The sequence below is a fragment of the Pseudomonas sp. FW305-28 genome, from assembly GCF_017351395.1.
Lineage (GTDB): Bacteria > Pseudomonadota > Gammaproteobacteria > Pseudomonadales > Pseudomonadaceae > Aquipseudomonas > Aquipseudomonas fluorescens_AA.
Map to the genome: position 1 here is coordinate 42,292 of NZ_JACNDD010000005.1, position 20,772 is coordinate 63,063.

The 20,772-nt window shown below is 58.6% G+C and carries 20 protein-coding genes; 18 read left to right on the plus strand and 2 right to left on the minus strand.

All coding sequences use genetic code 11. The features are described from left to right. The first annotated feature begins 100 nt into the window (after nucleotides 1-100). The 8 genes from J4E53_RS02420 to J4E53_RS02455 all read left to right on the plus strand — a co-directional run bounded on the left by J4E53_RS02420 (nucleotide 101) and on the right by J4E53_RS02455 (nucleotide 9,151). Nucleotides 101-943, plus strand: a complete 843-nt coding sequence (locus J4E53_RS02420; protein WP_060742903.1) for a polysaccharide deacetylase — start codon at nucleotides 101-103, stop codon at nucleotides 941-943. Then, nucleotides 936-1,820, plus strand: a complete 885-nt coding sequence (locus tag J4E53_RS02425; protein ID WP_103307800.1) for a polysaccharide deacetylase — start codon at nucleotides 936-938, stop codon at nucleotides 1,818-1,820. The genes J4E53_RS02420 and J4E53_RS02425 overlap by 8 nt, the downstream gene beginning before the upstream one ends. Next, a complete protein-coding gene (locus J4E53_RS02430) occupies nucleotides 1,820-3,169 on the plus strand; it encodes an MmgE/PrpD family protein (RefSeq protein WP_103307801.1) in 1,350 nt (449 codons plus the stop codon). The genes J4E53_RS02425 and J4E53_RS02430 overlap by 1 nt, the downstream gene beginning before the upstream one ends. Before the next feature lie 69 nt (nucleotides 3,170-3,238). Then, on the plus strand, nucleotides 3,239-4,417 hold the full coding sequence (locus J4E53_RS02435) for an MFS transporter (RefSeq protein ID WP_060742906.1): 1,179 nt from the start codon (nucleotides 3,239-3,241) through the stop codon (nucleotides 4,415-4,417). Between the two features lie 319 nt (nucleotides 4,418-4,736). Then, nucleotides 4,737-5,588: a sugar phosphate isomerase/epimerase gene (locus tag J4E53_RS02440; protein ID WP_103307802.1), complete on the plus strand. Its 852-nt coding sequence runs from the start codon at nucleotides 4,737-4,739 to the stop codon at nucleotides 5,586-5,588. Nucleotides 5,589-5,602: 14 nt separating this feature from the next. Then, nucleotides 5,603-6,655: an isopenicillin N synthase family oxygenase gene (locus J4E53_RS02445; RefSeq protein ID WP_103307803.1), complete on the plus strand. Its 1,053-nt coding sequence runs from the start codon at nucleotides 5,603-5,605 to the stop codon at nucleotides 6,653-6,655. Between the two features lie 74 nt (nucleotides 6,656-6,729). Further along, complete coding sequence (locus J4E53_RS02450; protein WP_371919199.1) at nucleotides 6,730-7,536, plus strand: ABC transporter substrate-binding protein; 807 nt, start codon at nucleotides 6,730-6,732, stop codon at nucleotides 7,534-7,536. A 106-nt stretch (nucleotides 7,537-7,642) separates the two neighbouring features. After that, a complete protein-coding gene (locus J4E53_RS02455) occupies nucleotides 7,643-9,151 on the plus strand; it encodes an amino acid ABC transporter permease/ATP-binding protein (protein ID WP_103307804.1) in 1,509 nt (502 codons plus the stop codon). Between the two features lie 83 nt (nucleotides 9,152-9,234). On the opposite strand, the gene J4E53_RS02460 is transcribed toward J4E53_RS02455, so the two are convergent. Beyond that, nucleotides 9,235-9,690, minus strand: a complete 456-nt coding sequence (locus tag J4E53_RS02460; protein WP_060742910.1) for a MarR family winged helix-turn-helix transcriptional regulator — start codon at nucleotides 9,688-9,690, stop codon at nucleotides 9,235-9,237. Between the two features lie 59 nt (nucleotides 9,691-9,749). On the opposite strand from J4E53_RS02460, the gene J4E53_RS02465 reads away from it, so the two are divergent. From J4E53_RS02465 to J4E53_RS02480, 4 genes are all read left to right on the plus strand, one after another. Continuing rightward, nucleotides 9,750-10,310: a PaaI family thioesterase gene (locus J4E53_RS02465; protein ID WP_103307805.1), complete on the plus strand. Its 561-nt coding sequence runs from the start codon at nucleotides 9,750-9,752 to the stop codon at nucleotides 10,308-10,310. 102 nt (nucleotides 10,311-10,412) lie between these two features. Continuing rightward, entirely contained in the window at nucleotides 10,413-11,417 is a 1,005-nt protein-coding gene (locus J4E53_RS02470; RefSeq protein WP_103307806.1) for an aldo/keto reductase, read from the plus strand. A gap of 120 nt (nucleotides 11,418-11,537) precedes the next feature. Further along, nucleotides 11,538-13,229 (plus strand): thiamine pyrophosphate-binding protein, encoded by a 1,692-nt coding sequence (locus J4E53_RS02475; RefSeq protein WP_060742914.1) that lies wholly within the window; start codon nucleotides 11,538-11,540, stop codon nucleotides 13,227-13,229. 222 nt (nucleotides 13,230-13,451) lie between these two features. Beyond that, nucleotides 13,452-14,015: an NADAR family protein gene (locus J4E53_RS02480; RefSeq protein WP_060742915.1), complete on the plus strand. Its 564-nt coding sequence runs from the start codon at nucleotides 13,452-13,454 to the stop codon at nucleotides 14,013-14,015. A gap of 347 nt (nucleotides 14,016-14,362) precedes the next feature. Here the strand turns inward: J4E53_RS02480 and J4E53_RS02485 are convergent, their stop codons facing one another. Continuing rightward, complete coding sequence (locus tag J4E53_RS02485) at nucleotides 14,363-15,277, minus strand: LysR family transcriptional regulator (RefSeq protein ID WP_081015451.1); 915 nt, start codon at nucleotides 15,275-15,277, stop codon at nucleotides 14,363-14,365. A 157-nt stretch (nucleotides 15,278-15,434) separates the two neighbouring features. On the opposite strand from J4E53_RS02485, the gene J4E53_RS02490 reads away from it, so the two are divergent. The 6 genes from J4E53_RS02490 (at nucleotide 15,435) to J4E53_RS02515 (ending at nucleotide 20,765) form a co-directional block, all read left to right on the plus strand. Continuing rightward, nucleotides 15,435-16,280 carry a transporter substrate-binding domain-containing protein gene (locus tag J4E53_RS02490; RefSeq protein WP_060742917.1) on the plus strand — a complete coding sequence of 282 codons (846 nt, stop codon included), beginning with the start codon at nucleotides 15,435-15,437 and terminating at the stop codon, nucleotides 16,278-16,280. Between the two features lie 90 nt (nucleotides 16,281-16,370). Beyond that, entirely contained in the window at nucleotides 16,371-16,676 is a 306-nt protein-coding gene (locus J4E53_RS02495; protein WP_060742918.1) for a (2Fe-2S)-binding protein, read from the plus strand. After that, entirely contained in the window at nucleotides 16,669-18,201 is a 1,533-nt protein-coding gene (locus J4E53_RS02500) for an FAD/NAD(P)-binding oxidoreductase (RefSeq protein ID WP_103307807.1), read from the plus strand. Before J4E53_RS02495 ends, J4E53_RS02500 begins: the two co-directional genes overlap by 8 nt. Then, nucleotides 18,194-19,360 (plus strand): FAD-binding oxidoreductase, encoded by a 1,167-nt coding sequence (locus J4E53_RS02505; protein WP_103307808.1) that lies wholly within the window; start codon nucleotides 18,194-18,196, stop codon nucleotides 19,358-19,360. Before J4E53_RS02500 ends, J4E53_RS02505 begins: the two co-directional genes overlap by 8 nt. Beyond that, nucleotides 19,357-20,070, plus strand: a complete 714-nt coding sequence (locus tag J4E53_RS02510; RefSeq protein WP_103307809.1) for an ABC transporter permease — start codon at nucleotides 19,357-19,359, stop codon at nucleotides 20,068-20,070. The genes J4E53_RS02505 and J4E53_RS02510 overlap by 4 nt, the downstream gene beginning before the upstream one ends. After that, nucleotides 20,070-20,765 (plus strand): ABC transporter permease, encoded by a 696-nt coding sequence (locus J4E53_RS02515; protein ID WP_103307810.1) that lies wholly within the window; start codon nucleotides 20,070-20,072, stop codon nucleotides 20,763-20,765. The genes J4E53_RS02510 and J4E53_RS02515 overlap by 1 nt, the downstream gene beginning before the upstream one ends. Nucleotides 20,766-20,772: the final 7 nt, after the last annotated feature.

A 20,772-nucleotide genomic window follows, 5' to 3' on the forward strand; every position in this document is an offset into this window, starting at 1 on the left:
GAGTGATCCAACATCAATGTTGCCTCACTCGACGCCATCGCGAGCAAGCCCGCTTCCACAAAAGGGTCTGGTGTCTACGAATAAAGATGGAGCACTACCGATGCCCTCCTCACCCACCTGGCCCGCGCCGCACAAGGCTTGCCTGGCCCTTGCCTTCGACCTCGATGGCCCGACCGGTGATGCCATGCTCAACGGCTCGATCTGGCGCAAACCCGAGTACTTCGGGTTTGGCGGCTATGGCCCTTACCGGGCACTGCCACGCCTGCTCGATCTGCTCGACGAGTTCCGGATCCCGACGACATTCTTCGTCCCCGCCTGGGTCGTGGAGAACTGGCCGAGACAATGCCAGGCGATTGTCGAGCGCGGGCATGAAGTGGCTTATCACGGCTACAAACACGAATCCTTTTATGCCCTGACACTGGATCGGCAAAAAGAGGTGATGCAGATCTCCCGCGAGGTGTTCTGGAAACACCTGCACATCCGCGCAGAAGGCTTTCGCACGCCGTCCGGCGACTGGCGCGCCGAAACCCCGGCCATGCTGGTGGAAGCCGGCGTGACCTATTCCAGCAGCATGCGCGGCGACGACCGACCGTACCTGGTGGACGTACCGGGTTTCGATACGCCGCTGGTGGAAATCCCAGGCCGATGGGAAATGGACGATTACGCGTCCCTCGCCTATACCCGCGCGCCGAACTTTCCTTCCGGATTGGACCGTACGGCCAGTTACGCGCTGACCCTGGACAACTGGTGCCGCGAATATGACGGCGCGATGGACGAAGGGTTGTGCCTGACCACGCTCTTCCACCCAAAGATCATTGGTAAACCGGGGCGCATCCTGCTGCTGGAACAGCTTTTCGAGCACATGCGTCGGCGCGATGACGTGTGGTTCGCCACCTGCCGCGACGTCGCCCACTTCTGGTTGAAGGAGCACCGCCATGGCTGATTCCCCCATCTGGCCGGAAGGCTATCGCTGCGCTGTGGTACTGACCGTCGATTACAACGACATCCACGGCATCCTCACGCAAGCCCCGGAAGTTGCCGGGCGTGACAAAACCTTGTCGGTATGGCGCTACGGTACCCAACGCGGCGTGGCACGCTTGCTCGGCCTGTTCAAGGAACTCGGGGTCTGCAGCAGTTGGTTCGTCCCCGGCATCGTTGCCGAGGAAAACCCGGGGCTCATCCAGGCGATCCAGGGCGACGGTCATGAGATCGCCTGCGCCGGCTACCGTCATCAAGATTACGACGCGCTAGACCTGATCGCCCAGATCGAGGATGTCGCCAAAGGCTGCGAGACCCTGGCCAGGTTGACCGGCAAGCGCCCGGTCGGCTTTCGAATCCCGGCGGGCAATGGTGCACCGGGCTTGATCGGCGCATTGAAGGACCAAGGCATCCGCTGGTCCTCGTCATGGCGCGGCGACGACTTGCCATTCGCTCACCCGACTGCGCCCGGCGTCATTGAAGTGCCGCTGCATTATGAGCTGGAAGACGAGCCTTACTTCGCCTTCAACTTGAGCCCGGCGGTGCCACCGGCACAATCACGGATCGCCTCCTACAGCCACACCCTGGGCAATCTGCAAATGGATTTCGCCGGGTTTCACCGATTCGGCCTGTGCTACGTGCTTCGCCTGCACCCGGAAATCATCGCCACGCCGGGACGGATAGGCGTGTTGCGCGAGCTGATCGAGGGCATTCAACAGCACGATGACGTGTGGATCGCCACCGGCGCCGAGGTCGCGCAATGGTGGGCAAACAACACGGCGCCGGCGGCCGAGGATCATCCCGCATCGGTGTACGAGCGCCATTATCGGGATTACGTCTGATGAGCGAACGTTTGCAACGGCTGGCGCAATTCTGTGTCGATCTGCGGTTTGAAGATCTATCGCCTGGGTTGGTAGCCCAAGCCAAGCGGCACATTCTCGATACGTTCGGCGCAACGTTGGCCGGCGCCGCGAGCGATATCGCCAAACAAGCACACAAGGTGTTCGCCGGTGAAGCGGGCGAGGTACCGGTTTGGGGAACCGATCTGCAGGTCTGCGCGGGCCCGGCAGCGATGCTGAACGGCATCGCCGCCCATGCGCTGGAGCTGGACGACACCGGTGGTTGCGATCACTCCGGGGCCGTCGTGCTGCCAGCGGCGATGGCGGCGGTTTCGCTGCGCGCACGGCCCGTGAGTGGTCGTGAATTCATCAGCGCCGTCGTGATCGGCTATGAGGTTGGTCGTCGAGTGCTCGAAGCCTGCGGCGGCTATAGCGCCCACAATGGCGCCGGCTGGCACTCCACCGCGACCTGTGGGGTGTTCGGCGCAGCCGCCGCCAGTGCGCGCATCCTGGGTCTGGATACGCGGCAAACCCTGGCGGCACTGGGCATTGCCGGCAGCTTCAGCGGTGGCCTGTGGGCCTTCATTCACGACGGCTCGCACAGCAAGAAACTGCACAGCGGGCGCGCCGCAGAAGGGGGGCTGTTGGCTGCGCGGTTCTCCCAACAGGGCATCAGCGGGCCGATGCAATTATTCGATGACGTCTGGGGTGGCTTCCTGAACACCCTCGCCCCAGCGACTTCGAGGCCCGAAGCGCTGGATGCGGAGCTCGGCGTGAACTGGAAGCTCGCCCGCTGCTCAATCAAACCCTATGCCTCCTGTCGCGGCACCCATTCGGCCATCGATGCCCTCGGCCAGCTATTGGAGCAGTTGAAGGTCTCCGTCGACCAGGTCGAAAACCTGCACGTCGGGCTGAGCGGTTTTCTCCACGGCATGTGTGGCGGCCGGGATGTCACCCACCTCGCCGCCGCGCAAATGAGCCTGCCGTATGCCCTCGCCGCGCGGTTGGTGCATGGGCATTGCCGACTGCACGCGTATGACGATCGGCAACGCAACGATCCGCTGGTGATTCAGTGCATGTCGCGCATCCATCTTGAAGTGGACCCGCGACTGGATGAGGATGGCGAGCCTGTGGTGACCCTGCGGACCGTGGACGGCCGGCAGGCAAGCCTGTGCGTAGAAGTGCCCTTGGGAGCGCCGGGCAATCCACTTGCCGATGAGGCCCTGGATGAGAAGTTCTTCAGTTTGACGACGCGGGTCATGCCGCAGGAACGGGCTGCGGAACTGCTGAAGCAATTGCGACGCATGGAAGACCTGGAATCGATACGTACGCTGGAACGGTGGCTGGGTTGATCAGGGTATTGACGGCTCGGGCGTCATCGCGGTGTACGCCAACAATCTGAATAAGGACATTTGCCCCCCGTGGCCACTTACTCCCTCGTTATTCGACGCTTGATGATCGCTTCGCTGACCATCGTGGTCAGCCGTGCCATCACCAGCCCGTTGCTCACGCTGTTCCTGAGCAACAAGCTGGGCCTCAATCAACAAGATGTCGGCTTACTGCTGGGCATCGCGGTGTTCATCGCCACCCTGCTGGCCCTGTACGGCGGCTACATCATCGATCGCCTGGAAAAGCGCCGGTTGCTGATCCTGGCGATGCTCTCCAGCGCCGTGGGTTTCGTCCTGCTGACCTTTGCCGAAAACCTCTACCTGACCACCCTGACCGTGGTGATCACCGAGACCGCGTCGGCCCTGTTTCTGATCGGTTCCAAGGCGATCCTCAGCGAAAACCTGCCCATCGGCCAGCGCGCCAAAGCGTTTTCCCTGCGCTACACCCTGACCAACATCGGCTACGCCACCGGCCCCATGCTCGGCGTGGTGATTGCGGGGGTCTACCCGATCGCGCCATTCCTGATCGCCGCAGGCATCGCGTTCTCCAGCATCTTTCTGATGATGGGAATCCCCAGCGATGGAACGCCGACAGCGGCCATTGGCCCACCGCCCAGTTTTCTCAAGACCCTGAAGACCCTGAAAAACGACCGCACCCTGATCATGTTCACCTGCGGCTGCCTGCTCAGCACCGTGGTGCACGGACGCTTCACGCTGTATCTGTCGCAATACCTGCTGGTCACCCACGACGCCAAACGTGCACTGGAGATCATGGCCGCCCTGCTCGCCTGCAACGCCATCACTGTGATCCTGCTGCAATACCAGATCGGTCGGTTCCTCGATCGCGAGAAGCTGCGCTACTGGATCGCTGCGGGCACCAGCCTGTTCATGCTTGGCCTGATCGGTTTCAGCCTGGCAGACGATATGCTGAGTTGGTGCGTGGCGATGTTCATATTCACGCTCGGTGAAATGATCATCTACCCGGCCGAATTTCTCTTCGTCGATACCCTGGCCCCGGAAGAACTGCGCGGCAGCTACTACGGCGCCCAAAACCTGGCCGCCCTCGGCGGCGCCCTGAGCCCGGTGATCTGCGGGTACCTGCTGATACAAACCCCGGCACCGACGATGTTCTACGTCTTGAGCGCCTTGACCGCGGTGGGTGGGCTGCTGTGTTTCATGAGCGGGCGCCGGGTGGCGGTGGTGCGAAAGTGATTCATGGAGCGGCATCTTTGCTGCAAGACGGCTCGGCGGTGTGATCAACGCGCCAGGTCCGGAGCACCGGATCGATGACTGACGATCAGGGCCGCGGCCAGTGATCAATAGTTTAGAAATCTCTGAACTATCTTTTTGCGCTTCCCTATTCTTTCCGCCAACCACCCCTCCCTACTATTGACGGCAACAAAGGAGCCTTTCCATAGAGATGCGGCCCGAAGATTGCCTTTTCTGATTGTCACTGCCGTTCGTTGTGCGTTTCGGTTAGCGCCGCAACGTCGCCGTGTCAATCATGCGAAGGAACCTTTGGAGCAGATCGATGAAGCTGGAAATATTCCGAACGTTGTGGGGCTACACCGCGAGCAAGGCACAAGCGCTCGATGAGTTGCTTGAAGCCGGGTTCGATGGCATGGAAGCCCGCCTGCCCATGACCGCCAGCGAACGTGCCGAGTTCGCAGCCTTTCTACGCATCAACAAAGTCAGCTATATCAGCACCGTCTTCAGCGCCTACGACGTTCTGCCGGAACAGTCGGCAACCATCGACGAACACCTTCTGGACCTCGACAAGAAACTCGGTTGGGCGGCTGAGTTGGCGCCGCGCTTCGTCAACCTGCTGGCTGGCAACGACCGCTGGCCACTGGCACAACAAGTCGACTTCTTTGGCCGCGCGCTGGACCTCGCGCGCAAGCATGGCCTGGTGTGCGCCTTTGAGACCCATCGCGCGCGCTCGTTATTCAACCCCTGGGTCACCCTCGAGTTGATTCGTCAACTGCCCGACCTGCGCTTCACCAGCGACATCAGTCATTGGGTCGTCACCTGTGAGCGCCTGCTCAACGATCCGGAAGACGACCTCAGTGCCTTCGTCGAACGTGTTCACCATATCCAGGCCCGAGTCGGCTATGACCAGGGACCGCAAGTTCCCCACCCCGCCGCCCCCGAGTACAGCCAAGCGCTGGCCTTCCATCAGCAACATTGGGAGGCCATCTGGCGATCCCAGGAAAAACGCGGGTATCAGGTCAGCACGCTGACACCGGAGTTCGGCGCCGACGGCTATCTGCATCACCTGCCCTTCACCAACGTGCCGGTGGCTGATCTGTGGTCGCTGAACGTGTGGATGGCAAACACCGAGCGCGAGCATTTTCGGCGTTTCGCCTGCACCTCAACCCGATAAGGAGCGCCCCCCTCATGCCTGATAAAACGCCCACGACCGCCAACTTCAATCGCATTCCGGTGGTGGATATCGCCGGGCTGTACAGCGACGACCTCACCCAGCGCCAGGCAGTGGCCGAAGAACTGGGTAACGCCGCCCGCGCGGTCGGTTTCCTGTACATCAAGAACCATGGCATCGAGTCGTCACTGATCGACGGCTTGCGTCAAGCGGCGAAGGACCTGTTCGCACAATCGCTTGAGTACAAAATGCAGCACTACATCGGGACTTCACGCAGCCACAAGGGTTTTGTGCCTGAAGGTGAAGAGGTCTATGCCAAAGGCAAACCGGATCACAAGGAGGCTTTCGATATCGGTTTCGAAGTGAGCGAAGACGATCCGCTGGTGATTGCCGGCACGCCATTGATCGGGGCCAACGAATGGCCGGACCTGCCGGGTTTCCGTCCCGCCGTCGAAGCCTACTATGCCGCGGTGTTTGCATTAGGTCGGCGCTTGTTCAAGGGTTTCGCCCTCGCTTTGGGCCTGGAGGAGGACTATTTCGAGGCAATGGTGACTCGCCCACCGTCGAAACTGCGCCTGATCCACTACCCATTTGACCTGGCGGCTCAAGACGCGCCCGGCATTGGTGCGCATACCGACTACGAATGCTTCACCATTTTGCTTGCCGACAAGCCAGGCCTCGAGGTGATGAACGATCTGGGGCAATGGATTGATGCGCCGCCCATGGACGGTACGTTTGTGGTCAACATCGGCGACATGCTGGAGGTCATGACCGCAGGCACATTCGTCGCGACGGCTCACCGAGTGCGAACCGTCAGCGAAGAGCGCTACTCGTTCCCACTCTTCTATGCGTGCGACTTCCATACGCAAATCAAGCCGCTGCCGCAGTTTCTTGAAGGCGGTAAGGATTACGAGGAAATCACCATCGGCGAGCACATGTTTGGCCAAGCGCTGCAAACCTATCAATACCTGCGCCGCAAAGTCGAACGCGGCGAACTCAAGCTGTATGAGCGCGCACGCAAGCCATCGAGCTTCGGTCACTTGAAGAACCAGACGCAGGAAGCGTCCTGATGCCCCCCGACCCGTTCCAAAACAGCCCTGTTTCAAAACCAGCCCAACCCTACTTTTTCGACGTGGAGTCACCGATGATGCGCAATCCAATGAATATCGCTGTCCGCTTGTCCCTGCTGGCCTTCGCGATCCTCGGTGCGGCAGGAGCCCACGCAGCCACGACGGTGACACCCGGCGCCCTCAAGGTCGGCATGGAAATCACCTATCCGCCCTTCGAATCATACGACGAACAAAAAAATGTCGTCGGCTCCGACCCCGAACTGGCGCGATTGCTCGCCAAACATCTGGACCTCAAGGCTGACTTCGTTGACACCAAATTTTCCAACCTGCTGCTGAGCCTGAACGCCGGTCACTATGACGCGATCATCTCGGGCATGTACATCACGCCTGAACGGCAGACCCAAGCGCAAACCATCGCATACGCCAAGACTGGCGCAGCGATCATGGTGCTCAAGGACAGCCCGCTGAAACCGAAAGTACCGGAAGACCTCTGCGGCCTGAAAGTCGGCCTGGAAAAAGGCACCACTTGGGTGACGCAATTCAACAAACTCTCGACCGATTACTGCGTCCCGAACAACAAGGGCGCGATCATGGTCAGCGAATTCCCGTCCGCACCTGAAGTGACCCAGGCGCTGCTCTCCGGCAACGTGCAGGCTCAGGTGGAGATCGACGGCGCCGCCGGCATGATCGCAGAACGCACCAAAGGCCGGGTTGTGATCAGCACCGAGCACTCGATCTATCAACAGACACTGGGTATCTACGTCAAAAAGGACAACGACGCGCTCTATCAGGCGCTGCTCAAGGCCTTTGACGCGACGAAAGCGTCGGGTGAATACGCCGCCCTGTTGAAGAAATACAACCTGGAAGAACCGACTAACTGACTCAGTGCAGCCCTGTGGGAGCGAGGCCGCTCCCACAGTCGGCGGCGTTCGCTTGACTGCCCGGCATAGGTGAAGCCTCCGTCGACGCCAGCAGTTGGAGGTACACATGCAATTTGAATGGCCCTACTTTTTTTCTCTTTTTTCGGTCGCGGACTTCTGGAAAGCCTGCATTACGGTGGTGGAACTCAGCACGCTGGCCTGGTTCATCGGCATGCTGCTGGGCTTCCTGCTGGCCTCGGCCAAGCTTTCGGCCACGCGTTGGATCAGCGTGCCGGCGTCGGTTTATATCTGGTTCTTTCGCAGCGTACCGCTGCTGGTACTGGTGGTGTTCGTCTATAACCTGCCGCAGATGTTCCCGGTCACCCGTGGCGTACTGTCCAACCCGTTCTATTCCGGCCTGTTCGCGCTGGTGGTCACCGAGGCGGCGTACATGGCGGAAATCCATCGTGGCGGCTTGATATCCGTTGCCAAAGGCCAGAAAGAAGCCGGCCGTGCGCTGGGCATCGGCCTGATCGGTCTGCAGCGCCTGATCGTGATCCCACAGGCGTTCCGTATTTCCCTGCCGACACTGATCAACGAATACATCACCGTGGTGAAACTGACCTCCCTGGTCTCGGTGATTTCCTTGACCGAGCTGTTGACCGTGGGCCAACGCCTTTACGCGCAAAACTTCCTGGTCATGGAAACCCTGTCGGCCGTGGCGGTGTATTACGTGTTGATCGTGACCGTGCTCGGCTGGCTGTTTCATTGGCTGGAGCAACACCTGGAGCTCAACAACCGCAAACCACAAACGCTGGATGACATCAGCCTGCGGCGTCTACGCGCGTCACAGGCGGCGCCTTCTCCGGCAGACGCTCGTACAGCGCCGGGGCCTGGCTCGGCACCCGCCCTGCAACTGGTCAACATTCACAAGCGCTACGGCCAGCACGCCGTGCTCAAGGGCATCAACCTTGATGTCAACGTGGGTCAGGTGATTTCCATTATCGGTCCGTCGGGGTCGGGAAAAACTTCGCTGATTCGGACCGTCAACGCCTTGGAAAGCATCGACCAGGGCGAGATCATTCTATTCGGAGAAAGTTATATCCACGCCGGTGACAACCCCAACACGCAACAAGTACGCCACGGGATACAGCGTATCGGCATGGTGTTCCAGAGCTTCAACCTGTTTCCCCATCGCACCATTCTCGACAACGTCACCCTCGCGCCGCGCTATCACGGCCGCGACAAGTCCATCAGCGAGCAGCGCGCCTACGCCCTGCTGGACAAGGTCGGGCTGCTGGCCCACGCGCAAAAGTATCCGCATCAGTTGTCAGGCGGCCAGCAACAACGCGTGGCAATCGCCCGCGCATTGGCGATGGATCCCCACATCATGCTGTTCGATGAGCCTACTTCAGCCCTTGACCCGGAACTGGTCGGCGATGTGCTCAAGGTGATCAGCGACCTGGCAAAAGAAGGCATGACCATGTTGATCGTGACCCATGAAATGGACTTCGCCATGTCAATTTCCGACAGGGTGGTTTTCATGGAGGACGGTCTGGTCAAACTGGATGCGGCGCCTGGGATGATCCGAGCTGATCAGTGCGGCGAGAGAATCAAGAAATTCATGAGGGTTTGAACTCGGTCTGATTGGGTCCTGACACTCGAGATGGGATATCCGTCAAACACACTCACGTTATCCGTTGCGAAGCTGCTGGCGAGTCATTCTGATGGGGATTCATCAAGATCGTCGTCAAGGCTCGCAATGCATGCGTCGAGCAATTCGTGCAATACAGCCACGCGCTCCACGCCGAGTAGACCATTGAGCGCGCGCTGTGCCTCCTTCCAGGCCCGCTGGCCTTCGGCTTGCTTTACGCGTCCTGCCTCGGTCGCTTCGACAAGGCGACTGCGGGCATCGCCTCCTGCACCAATCTCCAGCCACCCCTGAGTGGTCAGGGACTGCATGTTTCGAGTCAGGGTCGAATTATCCATCTGCATTTGCCTGGCCAGGTCACTCGGCCGAATAGGCCCCAGCCTGACGACATGCGACAACAGTGCGTACTGCGTGTTCTTGAGGCCGGACTCGGCGACGTAGCGGTCGTAATGACGCGTCACCATGCGATTGAGCTGGCGGAGCTTCAGATTGGTGCAGCCCTGTGGCTTGATAGTATTTTTCATGGGGTATATTGTACCTGCAATATTTGCATATGCAATTATCTGGAGAGAAGGAAATGCCGATGGAAGTCGATCAGGTCGTTGCTCACTGGAACGCGGAGGAAAAATCGATTCGTGCGCGCTTGCTGGTCGCCGATACCGCGCCGCAGGATCAGATCGCCGGTCGAACAGGCATGGAAGTGTTCGAAGCGATCTTTGCTGGAGAACTGCCTCCCCCACCCATCGGCGACACGCTCGATTTCGTGCCGATTCACATGGAGCCCGGCATTGCCGTCTTTCAAGGTCGCCCACAGCGCAGGCACTACAACCCACTGGGCACCGTCCACGGCGGATGGTTCGCTACGCTGCTCGACTCGGCAGTAGGTTGCGCCGTGCACTCGACCTTGCCCGCAGGCAAGGGCTATACCACGCTGGAGCTGAAGGTCAACATGGTGCGCCCCCTGAACGACCAGGTCCCGTTGGTGCGTGCCGAGGGCAAGGTCATCCATGCGGGGCGTACAGTGGCGACGGCCGAGGGCCGGATCATTGGCCCCGACGGCAAACTGTATGCGCATGCGACGACCACCTGCCTGATCTTCGATCATCCGGCAGCCACACAGGGGGCCTCTCATGGCCAAGGCTGAGACCGATCCTGGCGCACCCGTTACCCGCGAAACACGCGACGCCCAGGCCTTTGCGCCGACACTGTCTGACAATATCTTCCCGACTTGATCAATGGTGAAAACATGAAATATGCATCCTTCGGCAAAACAGGACTGAGTGTGTCCCAGGTCGTGCTCGGGACAGGCAACTTTGGCACAGGCTGGGGTTACGGCGCGGATCCCGATGTCAGCACGGCAATCTTTAATGCGTACGCGGAGGCCGGCGGCAACTTCATCGATGGGGCCGATATCTACCAGTTCGGACAATCCGAGGAACTGCTCGGGACCCTTCTGAAGGGCCGACGCGAGAGTTTCGTCCTGGCGACCAAGTACACCCGAGGCGCACAGCCCAATGCTGATCGCCTCGTCACCGGCAATAGTCGTAAAGCCATGGTGGCCTCGGTAGAGGCAAGCCTGAAGCGACTCGGAACCGATCGCATCGATCTCTACTGGGCGCATTGGCCGGATGATGTCACGCCCACCGAAGAAATCGTCCGTGGGTTCGAGGATCTCGCCCGCGCGGGCAAGATTCTTTATGCCGGCCTCTCCAATTTCCCTGCTTGGCGGTTATCGCGTGCCGTCACCCTCGCCGAACTCACCCACTCGGTGCCGATCGCCGCGGCGCAATTCGAGCATAGCCTGGTCCACCGCGAGCCCGAGGCTGATCTGTTCCCGGCTTCGCATGCGTTGGGATTGGGTATCGTCACTTGGTCGCCACTCGGCGGAGGCATGCTGACCGGTAAGTACCGCAAGGGCGAGAAAGGACGCGCCGAGGGCCTCGGTGGCAAGGTGTTCCAGGCAGAGAACAGCGAGCAGCGTACACAGGTCCTCGACACGGTTATCGCCATCGCCAACGAACTGGGCGTCAGCCCCGGTCAGATCGCTATCGCCTGGTCCGGCACGCACGGGTCGTTGCCCATCATCGGCCCGCGCTCGGTCGAGCAGTTGGCCGACAACCTCGCAGCCCTGTCGGTTGAACTGTCAGCCGAGCAGATTCATCGGCTCGACACCGTTAGCAGCTTGTCTGCTTCGATGCCAGCAAGGACAGCAACCCCTTGGGCTCGCGCAGCAGCGCAGATCGTGGCTTGAACGTAGGAGGCTGATACAAGCCGGCGACAAGAAGAACGAGCCTGCTCGCTCACATTTGGCAATCCGATAGCCACAAAAGCGGGGTAAAGTATTTCTTCCAACTGAGTGAGGTTTCGCCCCATGCCTTCAACTCCCTGTGTCCCGTCCAGCATCCGTGGGCAACGCGGCGCGGACCTGCTCGTAGAAGTACTGCGCAGCGAAGGCGTTCGCCATGTCTTCGGCAACCCGGGAACAACGGAGCTGCCGTTGCTCGATGCGCTCTCGGGCGTCTGCGACATTCACTACGTGCTCGGCCTCCAGGAAGCCACCGTCGTGGCGATGGCCGACGGTTATGCCCAGGCATCCGGCCGCCCCGGTTTCGTCAACCTCCATACAGCAGGAGGCCTTGGCAATGCGATGGGCGCCACCCTGAACGCGAAGATGGCGAACACGCCGCTGGTGATCACCGCGGGCCAACAGGATACCCGCCATGGCGTGACCGACCCGCTGCTTCATGGTGATCTGGTCAGCCTGGCCCGACCGAGCGTCAAATGGGCGGAGGAAATCCAGCATCCCGAACATATCCCGATGCTGCTGCGTCGCGCTCTTCAGGACTGCCGCACGGGGCCGACCGGCCCGGTTTTCCTTTCGCTGCCGATCAACGTGATGGAGCAGCACACCGATGCCGATGCTGGCCAGCCGTCGCGAATCGAACGAGGTGCGGTGACCGCGGCGATTGCCCCGTTGGCTGACGCCTTGGCGACGGTTACCCCCGGCCGCCTGGCGATTATCGTCGGGGAGGAGGTCTTCCAGTCGAATGCCCAAGCGGAAGCGGTGAGACTCGCCGAAGCACTCGGCGCGCCGGTCTTCGGGCCATCCTGGCCCGGGCATATCCCCTTCCCCACCGCTCATCCTCAATGGCGCGGAGCCTTGTCGCCCAAAGCTGCCGATATCCGCGAAACGTTCGCTGACTTCGATGCGGTCTTGCTTCTCGGCGGCCATTCGCTGATCAGTTACCAATACTCGCAAGGCCCGGCGATTCCCCCTCATTGCCGTCTCATTCAATTGACCGGCGATGGCCACCAACTGGGCAGAGTGCATGGAACGGCGTTGGGATTGATAGGCGACATCAAGCTGTCCTTGCAGTTGTTGCTGCCGTTATTGGATCAGACACTGGCCCCACACCGCCAGGCCATCGCGACGCTGCGAAATGTCGCTGCGCACGAGCGCAGTACTCGCCGAATCGAAGTGGCCGAGCGCGCGAAGTGCGAATTCAATACGCCCGTGACCACGCCTTTCGTTGCGGCCCATGAAGCTGTCCGGGCAATCGGCCCTGATGTGTGGATCGTCGACGAAGCACCGGTCACCATCGCTCATGTGCGTGCTTGCCTGGATTCGCATTCGGCCCGCCAGTACCTGTTTACGCGGAGCGCCATCCTCGGCTGGGGCATGCCGGCGGCTGTCGGTACATCCCTTGGCCTGGACCGCACCCCGGTGGTCTGCCTGGTCGGCGATGGCTCGGCGATGTATTCACCCCAAGCGCTTTGGACAGCGGCACACGAGCGTTTGCCCGTCACCTTTGTGGTCATGAACAATGGCGAATACAACATCCTGAAAAACTACGCGCGTAACCAGGCGCACTACCGAAGTGCCGGTACGAACCAGTTCATCGGCATGGACATCCGGGACCCGGCCATCGACTTCCAGGCCCTCGCCTCCTCCCTGGGGGTTGCGTCGCGCAGGGTCGAGCGCGCCGGCGATATTGCTGAAGCAGTCGAGGATGGCATTCGCTCAGGCCGCCCCAATCTCATTGAATTACCGATCATGGCTTGAAGCTAGCGGGCCTTTCGAAAACTGAGTTGCACTGGTTAATGTGGCCCAAAGCATCGGTAAGCAAGCCAAAGTTCGCAAAGTGTTTGGCATCGGTTGATCTTGATCAGGTTGAAGAGATGCAATTACTCCCCAATCTGTGGACGTTCGATCTACCAAGCTTCGTGGTTGCCTCGGTCAGCACAATAGCTGTAGCTTCGATCTTCAGTTAGCGAGGATATGTAATTGAACGACTCTGAACATCTGAAACAACTGTGCGCCCGTTTCAACTCTGGAGAGTGTCTGAGCTTCACGTTTTTCTGGGGGCACCAACGCAGTAAAACTGGCGTCACGGCTTCGTGCTTCAGCCAATGGTTCGAGGCCGGGTTCATTGTCGACGGGCAACATTACCCGACAGCCGAACACTACATGATGGCCGAGAAAGCGGCCTTGTTCGACGATCAGGATATTCGTGCGCAGGTGCTCCACGCTCCGACTCCAAATGCCGCCAAAGCGCTTGGCCGCAACGTGCGCGGATTCAATGATAAGGTTTGGCTGCAACACCGATACGACATCGTCGTTCGAGCGAACCAGGCCAAGTTCTCCCAGAATCCGCAGTTGAACGGATATCTTCTACAAACCGGTTCGCGGGTTATTGTCGAAGCCAGCCCGGTTGATAACATCTGGGGTATAGGGCTCGCACAGGACAGCGCGGATGCGAACAATCCGAATCTCTGGAAAGGCTTGAATCTGCTGGGATTTGCGCTGATGCAGGTGCGGGACGGGACTGGTATGCCGGCCCCAAGGTGAGTGATGGCCAGAAAAATAGTTGGTCCATCAGGTGACGTTGGCGCTCGATAGCAGCCCAGTGCGTTCAGGTGGCGCACCGCGACAGCGGCCAGTTCCCAAGCAGTGCCCTCACCTTCGAGGGTGATCGCCTCTTCCGCGCCAAAGCATTCAGCGCCCGAGAGAATCTGCAGTTACTTGAGCGGCAGTGCTTTTTCACGAAGCGCATTAGGCACCATGGGGTTGTTCCAGGCCCACATCCAACTATCTGCGTCGAAGTCAGTGAAGGCTTTGGACCAAACCGTACGCCTCGGGCTTTGGCAGCCTCCGGCCAGGAGCGGACAGTGGCCATGCATCCAGGTGAGCCATGCTCACTCTGCTGCTACGACGGTCAACATCTTCATCGAGCGCTGGGCTGCTTCATGGAGCGCTTGCTCCAACCTCAGTACTGCGGCGCTGCGAGGTTGATTTGCGGGATGCTCAAGATAGTAATTCCCTGGTCCGGGAGTCACGGGAATGAGCGGGCATATCTCTAACCCAAGCGAATCCGCTAAAGGCAGACAAACTGGAACGGGACCAATAGCGAGTCCTAGTCCTTGGCTCACCATCATGAAGGCTAGAGGGGTCGTATCTACGGGTTCCAACTTCAGACTGTGAGCACGCATTGGGCCAAAATTGTGATTGAGCAGCCCCATCCATCCCATTGAATGCGGCACCATTTCCAGCAGCCGATATTTCAGCAGGGCTTCCAGTGATGTCAGTCCAGGCACGTCGGCTTTGCGGCACATGGCTACGTAGGAAAGTCCCATCAGACGGCCAGGATGACGCACTAAATCAGGATCTTCACCGAATTTTATCGCTAGATCAGGTTCCATGTTCCGTTGTTGCGCACCTTCCATCCAGAGTTCGACCCGAATACCGGGGTTACCCTGCTCAAAGTCCGCAAGCACTTGAGGAAGCCAGCTCATCGACATCAGATGGCTGGCCTGCAACGACACACGTTGAATACGTTGAGGGGAAAAGAGCGCCGCCGCCTTGCTTTCCATTGCACTGATGGAGAGTTGTACGGTGGGAAGAAAATCCCTGCCTTCTGGTGTGAGCAGAATTCGGTTCGCCGAGCGCTCGAACAAAGGACGGCCAAGACTGGCCTCTAGTGACTGGACCTGCTGGCTTACCGCAGCACCCGTCATGCTCAACTCTTGCCCGGCCTTCGAGAAGCTTTGATGTCTGGCAGCGGCCTCAAAGACACGAAGCCAATTCAGTGAAGGAATAAGTGATCTGCTCATAATCCAAGCATAAGTTCAGCTTTCGCTCAGGTCAACTAGATGACGTCTGTAGCACCTCCTGATCCGTGGGTATAGTGAATCCACAACGACTAGTAATTGATTCAAATCCTTTCGCTATCTGCCCTTTTAATAACCTGAATAAAGCAGGGAGATGGAAATGTTGAAAAACCGTGCGTGGCTCGCTTTGGCGCTAATGCCAATGTTTGTAGGTATAGCCAGTGCTCAGGCTTTGCCAAGCGAAATCAAAGTTGCAACAGAGGGCGCCTACCCTCCTTGGAATTATACGAATGCCGATGGCTCGCTGACCGGTTACGAGATCGAGCTGACCCACGTGTTATGCGAACGAATGAAGGTCAAGTGCACCATCGTCAGCCAAGAATGGAACGGAATTATTCCTGGCCTGACAGTTGGTAAATATGACGCGATTATCGCTTCGATGGGCGTTACTGCCGAACGCAAAAAGGTCATCGCGTTTTCTAAATCGTACGCCAAAGCACCTAATGGCTTTCTCACGACTTCAGACAATGAGCTGAAAAGCCTGGCAGATGCGGGCAATAGCTACGATCTGACTGACTCGCCAGCCAGCGCACAAGCTGCGATTGATGCGCTAAAAGCCAAACTCAAGGGCAAGGTAATCGGTGTCCAGACCGGGTCGACTGCGTCGAATTTTGTACGAGAGTACTTCAAAGGTTTGGACATTCGTGATTACCCGACATTTGAACAACTCGCGTTGGATTTGGCTAATGGCCGTCTGGATATCGGCGTAGCGAACGTCACGACCTTTAAGCCCGTCATAGAGGTAAACAAAGGCGTATTGGTTGCTACCGGGCCGACCTTCGCTGGCGGCGTCTTGGGCCAAGGGACGACCAACATAGCGCTGCGACAAGGCGACGAAGCCCTTCGTCAAGCATTTGATGCCGCCATCACCGCAGTCAACAGCGACGGCACCAACAAAGCGCTGACCGAGAAATGGTTCGGCACGGACATCTCGACAAAAGACTGATCCAGAAAACCTCTCTCGGCAAACGGGAGAGGTTTTCAGCCGCTTGCCCATCAAACGCAATTTCACAATTTCATCCTGGCAGGTACAGGCATGTTTATCCCCGTGGGTGCCGTCGAGGCAACAATCACCATTTATTTTAATGACCAGGCGATCACCGCTCGCACAGGCGAAACGCTTGCGGCGTGTTTGTTGAGGGCTGAGATATCGGCATTTCGCACCACCCCTGTCACAGGTTCAGCTCGCCTGCCCTATTGCATGATCGGTCACTGTTTCGACTGTCTGGTCGAGATCAACGGCATTGGCAACCGGCAGGCCTGTCTCCAGATCGTTGAAGACGGCATGAGAGTCACCACCCAACAAGGTGTGGCATCAATTGAGTGGGGGTGTGATGCCTGATTTATCGCAAGAGTCTCGTGCTCCAGCAGCAGACAACCCTCGTGCTCTAGATGCGGATGTCATTGTTATCGGCTCAGGTCCGGCGGGAATGTCCGCTGCAATCGGAGTCGCTAAAGCTGGCCTGAAGGTCATTGTGCTCGACATGCAGCCAACGCCTGGAGGGCAGATTTTTCGCGCTCTCGAATCCAATCTTCTCGCCCGCCCATCGACTGACAAGCTGCTGAATGCCTTGGGTCCTACCTATCTCGCAGGACAAGCATTGATAGAGGAGTTCCGCTCCGTAGCTGCCATCGATTACCGACCCGAAACAACGGTGTGGGAGCTTCGCGCGGAGGCAACTGTAGGATGGCTACGCGGTAACTCTGCCGGGTATCTGCGGGCGCGACAAGTAATCGTAGCCAATGGCGCCATGGAACGCCCGATGCCGTTTCCAGGTTGGACCTTGCCAGGCGTAATGACAGCAGGCGCCGTACAAACGTTGCTCAAGGCTGGGCGGTTACAGCCAGATGGCCGAGTGGTATTGGTCGGAACTGGCCCACTCATTTTGCTGTTGGCCGAGCAACTGCGCAGGCTTGGCGTCAGACCTAGTTTGATTGGTCGTACCGACACGATACGCGACAAGCTCGCTGCGGTTGGCTCGATCAGACTCAGTGCCATGGCTCCTCTCGCCAAAGGGTTTGGATGGCTCTCTCGCCTCAAGCTCGCTGGTATCACCATGCGCACAGGGGTATCTGATCTCAAGGCCTACGGACGTGACAAAGTTGAATCGGTCAGCCTGTCTGTCGCCGGGCGCACTATTGAACTGCCTTGTGATCTTTTGGTGGTACACGACGGCATCGTACCCGCGACCGACGTTGCCCACTGCGCTGGGCTGGCGATGGAATGGCTACACGATGACACGAGCTGGAAACCTAAAACGACTGAAGATGGTCGAGCAGAGTTAGCCGCGGGCCCTTCGCTGACGGAACGTCCCTGTGCCATCTGGATTTCCGGTGACGCTCGACGCATTGGAGGAGCCGACGCGGCAATCGCCCATGGACGACAGGTTGCTTCCTGCATCGTGGCCGAGCTTCTTGGAGTAAACCTAAGAAGTGAGCTGGTTAAAGGGGCTTCTCACGTCGCTCGGACACTCTCCGCTCGCCCATTCATTGATAAAGCCTTTCCTCGCGGTATCGCCGCGCAACTTCCTGAAGACTCCACGATAGTCTGCCGCTGTGAAGAGTTGACCGCCGGTGATATTCGGTCAGCGATTCATAACGGTGCTACTGACATGAACCATCTGCGGGGCATCATGCGTTGTGGGATGGGACCATGCCAGGGACGTAGTTGCGCAGTGACCGTCGCCCGCCTCCTGGCTGAAGATTCCGGTACTGCCTCCCCAAGCCCTTTCAGGGCTCGTCCCCCTCTGCGCCCTCTGCCCCTTGTCGCACTGGCAAATCTCACAGGTGTGGATCCCGATCTAGCGCAAATCGTCTCCTTGGAAGATAAGCCTGTCGACGGAGTTGAGGTGCACGCCCATGAATAAGCGAACAGATGACGTTCTGATCATCGGTGGTGGACTGCAAGGGTGCTCAATTGGTTTGTTCCTTGCCCGGTCGGGTTGGAAAGTGACCCTCATAGATAAGGGCTTACCGGGTCGCCATGCTTCAGGTGTCAACGCGGGCGGACTTCGCCTTTTGATGAGAGATGTTCGGGAATACCCGCTTTCCATTCGTGCCATGGAGATGTGGAAGGATCTCGGAAGCATCGTTGGGCATGAGCAAGCACTAGCCTGCGAGGTGCAACTCGGCTCTTCCCAGATTGCTCTTGCGCTCGACGATGCGGAGATGAAATGGGTGCGTGACCGGCATCAAAAAATGATGCGTCGGGGCTACACCAGCGAAGAGTTCATAGACGCTCATGAACTGCATCAGATGCTTCCTGGCTTAGCCAACTCCGCATTGGGAGGCCTCATTTCCCGGGGTGATGGTCATGCCAATCCTGCCAGCGCTTCACAGGCGTTCCGGCGAGCGGCGGAAACAGCCGGGGTGGTGATCCATGAGAGATGTGCAGTCAAGGCGCTCGATCAATGTTCCAGTGGGCGCTGGGCGGCGCGAACCGAACGAGGACTCATTGAGGCCAATTGGGTTATCAACTGCGCAGGGGCTTGGGGTTCGCAAGTTGCGGCGTCATTGGGGGACGAGCTTCCCATGAGGGTGTTGGCGCTCAGCATGATGGTGACTGCTCGGGTAAAGCCATTTATCGAACCCGTGGTGATAGGCATTGATCGACCACTGTCATTCAAGCAAAGCGCGGTGGGGTCATTGGTCATCGGTGGCGGCATATCTGGCAAGCCCTGCCTGGACGACGGGACGTCCTTCACCGTCATGGATCGCATGGCATCCAGCGCCGCCGCGACGCTTGAGGCCTTTCCTGTATTGGCAGGTGTGCCTGTGCTTCGCACCTGGACAGGGCTCGAAGGAGCAACGCCGGACGGCGTCCCCTACATAGGGCCGAGTGCCACGCACAAAGGGCTATGGCACGTGTTTGGCTTCTGCGGGCACGGTTTCCAATTAGCACCGGCTGTAGGTGAAACCGTCGCTCATTCGTTGATCAGCGGTTCAGTCCACCCGCTGATCGAACCTTTCAGCACGACACGATTTACCTCTTCTCCCTCTGCGCAACTACAAGGCCAAAAACAATGACGCTGAGTATTTTTGAATTGATTGGGTTCGGCCCCCATGGGTGGGGTTTGCCATTACTGACTGCCGCTAGTATCACCCTAGCGGCTGCTGTTAGCGGATTCGCCCTCGGCAGTTTGCTAGGGGTCATCGGTGCCGCATTGAAACTTTCGAGAAGCAGGATTCTGCGTGCTGCGGGTACGTTTTATACGACAGTTTTTCGCGGCATCCCGGAGATCCTCATCGTTTACCTCTTTTATTTTGGCGGCAGCGTAGCGTTCACCAAAGTCATGAACATGAGTGGGTTCCCTGGCTTTTTCTCCCTACCGGCATTTGCCATCGGCGTATTGGCGGTGGGAATAGTATCCGGCGCTTATCAGACCGAAGCTTATCGCGCAGGTTTTCTTCGACTTGATCGCGGACAGATAGAAGCGGGGTTGTCGTGTGGTATGTCCGACTTCTTGCTGCTGCGCCGAATCATCGCCCCTCAAGCTTTGCGTTTCGCATTGCCTGCATTGGGGAACGTCTGGCAGTCGGTATTGAAGGAGACCGCTCTGCTATCGGTAATTGGTCTGACCGAGTTACTTCGCCAATCAATTACTGCTGCTGGGTCAACACGTGAACCGTTGCTGTTTTACGGCGTGGCAGCTGCGATGTTCTTCATCATTGGCCGTTTAACTGGATCACTGCTGAGCCGCACGGAAAAACGTCTTGCCAGACCGTGGAGTCGTTGATGATGGATTGGAATTTTCTAACGGATGTATTTCAGCAGTTACTGACAGGCTTACCGCTGACTCTTCAGCTTTCGGCAATGGCGCTTGCAGTGGGCTTTGCGTTGTCGATCCTGGTGGCGGCTGCGGCAGGGAGCAGCTTTCGGCTGTTTCGGTGGATAGGCAATGCCCACATCGAACTATTCCGAGGAACCCCGTTGTTAGTGCAGATCTTTTTGATCTATTACGGGTTAGGTCAGATTCCTGGTTTGCGTCAGTCGTTTCTCTGGCCTTTTTTGCGTGAACCCTATTGGTGTGCGGTTTTGGCGCTTGCGCTCAACACTTCGGCATATACAGCAGAGATCATCCGTGGGGCATTGCAGGCTGTTCCCCTTGGAGAGATCGAAGCTGGCCGGTCCTGTGGGATGTCCGGGCTGTTGCTGCGGCGCAGGGTCGTATGGCCAATCGCGGTTCGCCAAGGGCTTGCGGTTTACGGCAGTGAGGTGATTCTCATGCTCAAAGCCACATCGCTCGCGAGCATCATCACTCTGACAGAGGTGACCGGGATTGCTTACAAGCTGATCTCCTCCTCCTACCGCGTCATGGAAGTGTTCTCCGTCACGGGAGCGCTCTATCTGACGCTGACCTTCCTCATCAGTCTGGCGTTTTCGGTCATCGAGAGCCGACTCAATAAACATCTTGCCTATCGCCGCAATTAACCCTGCC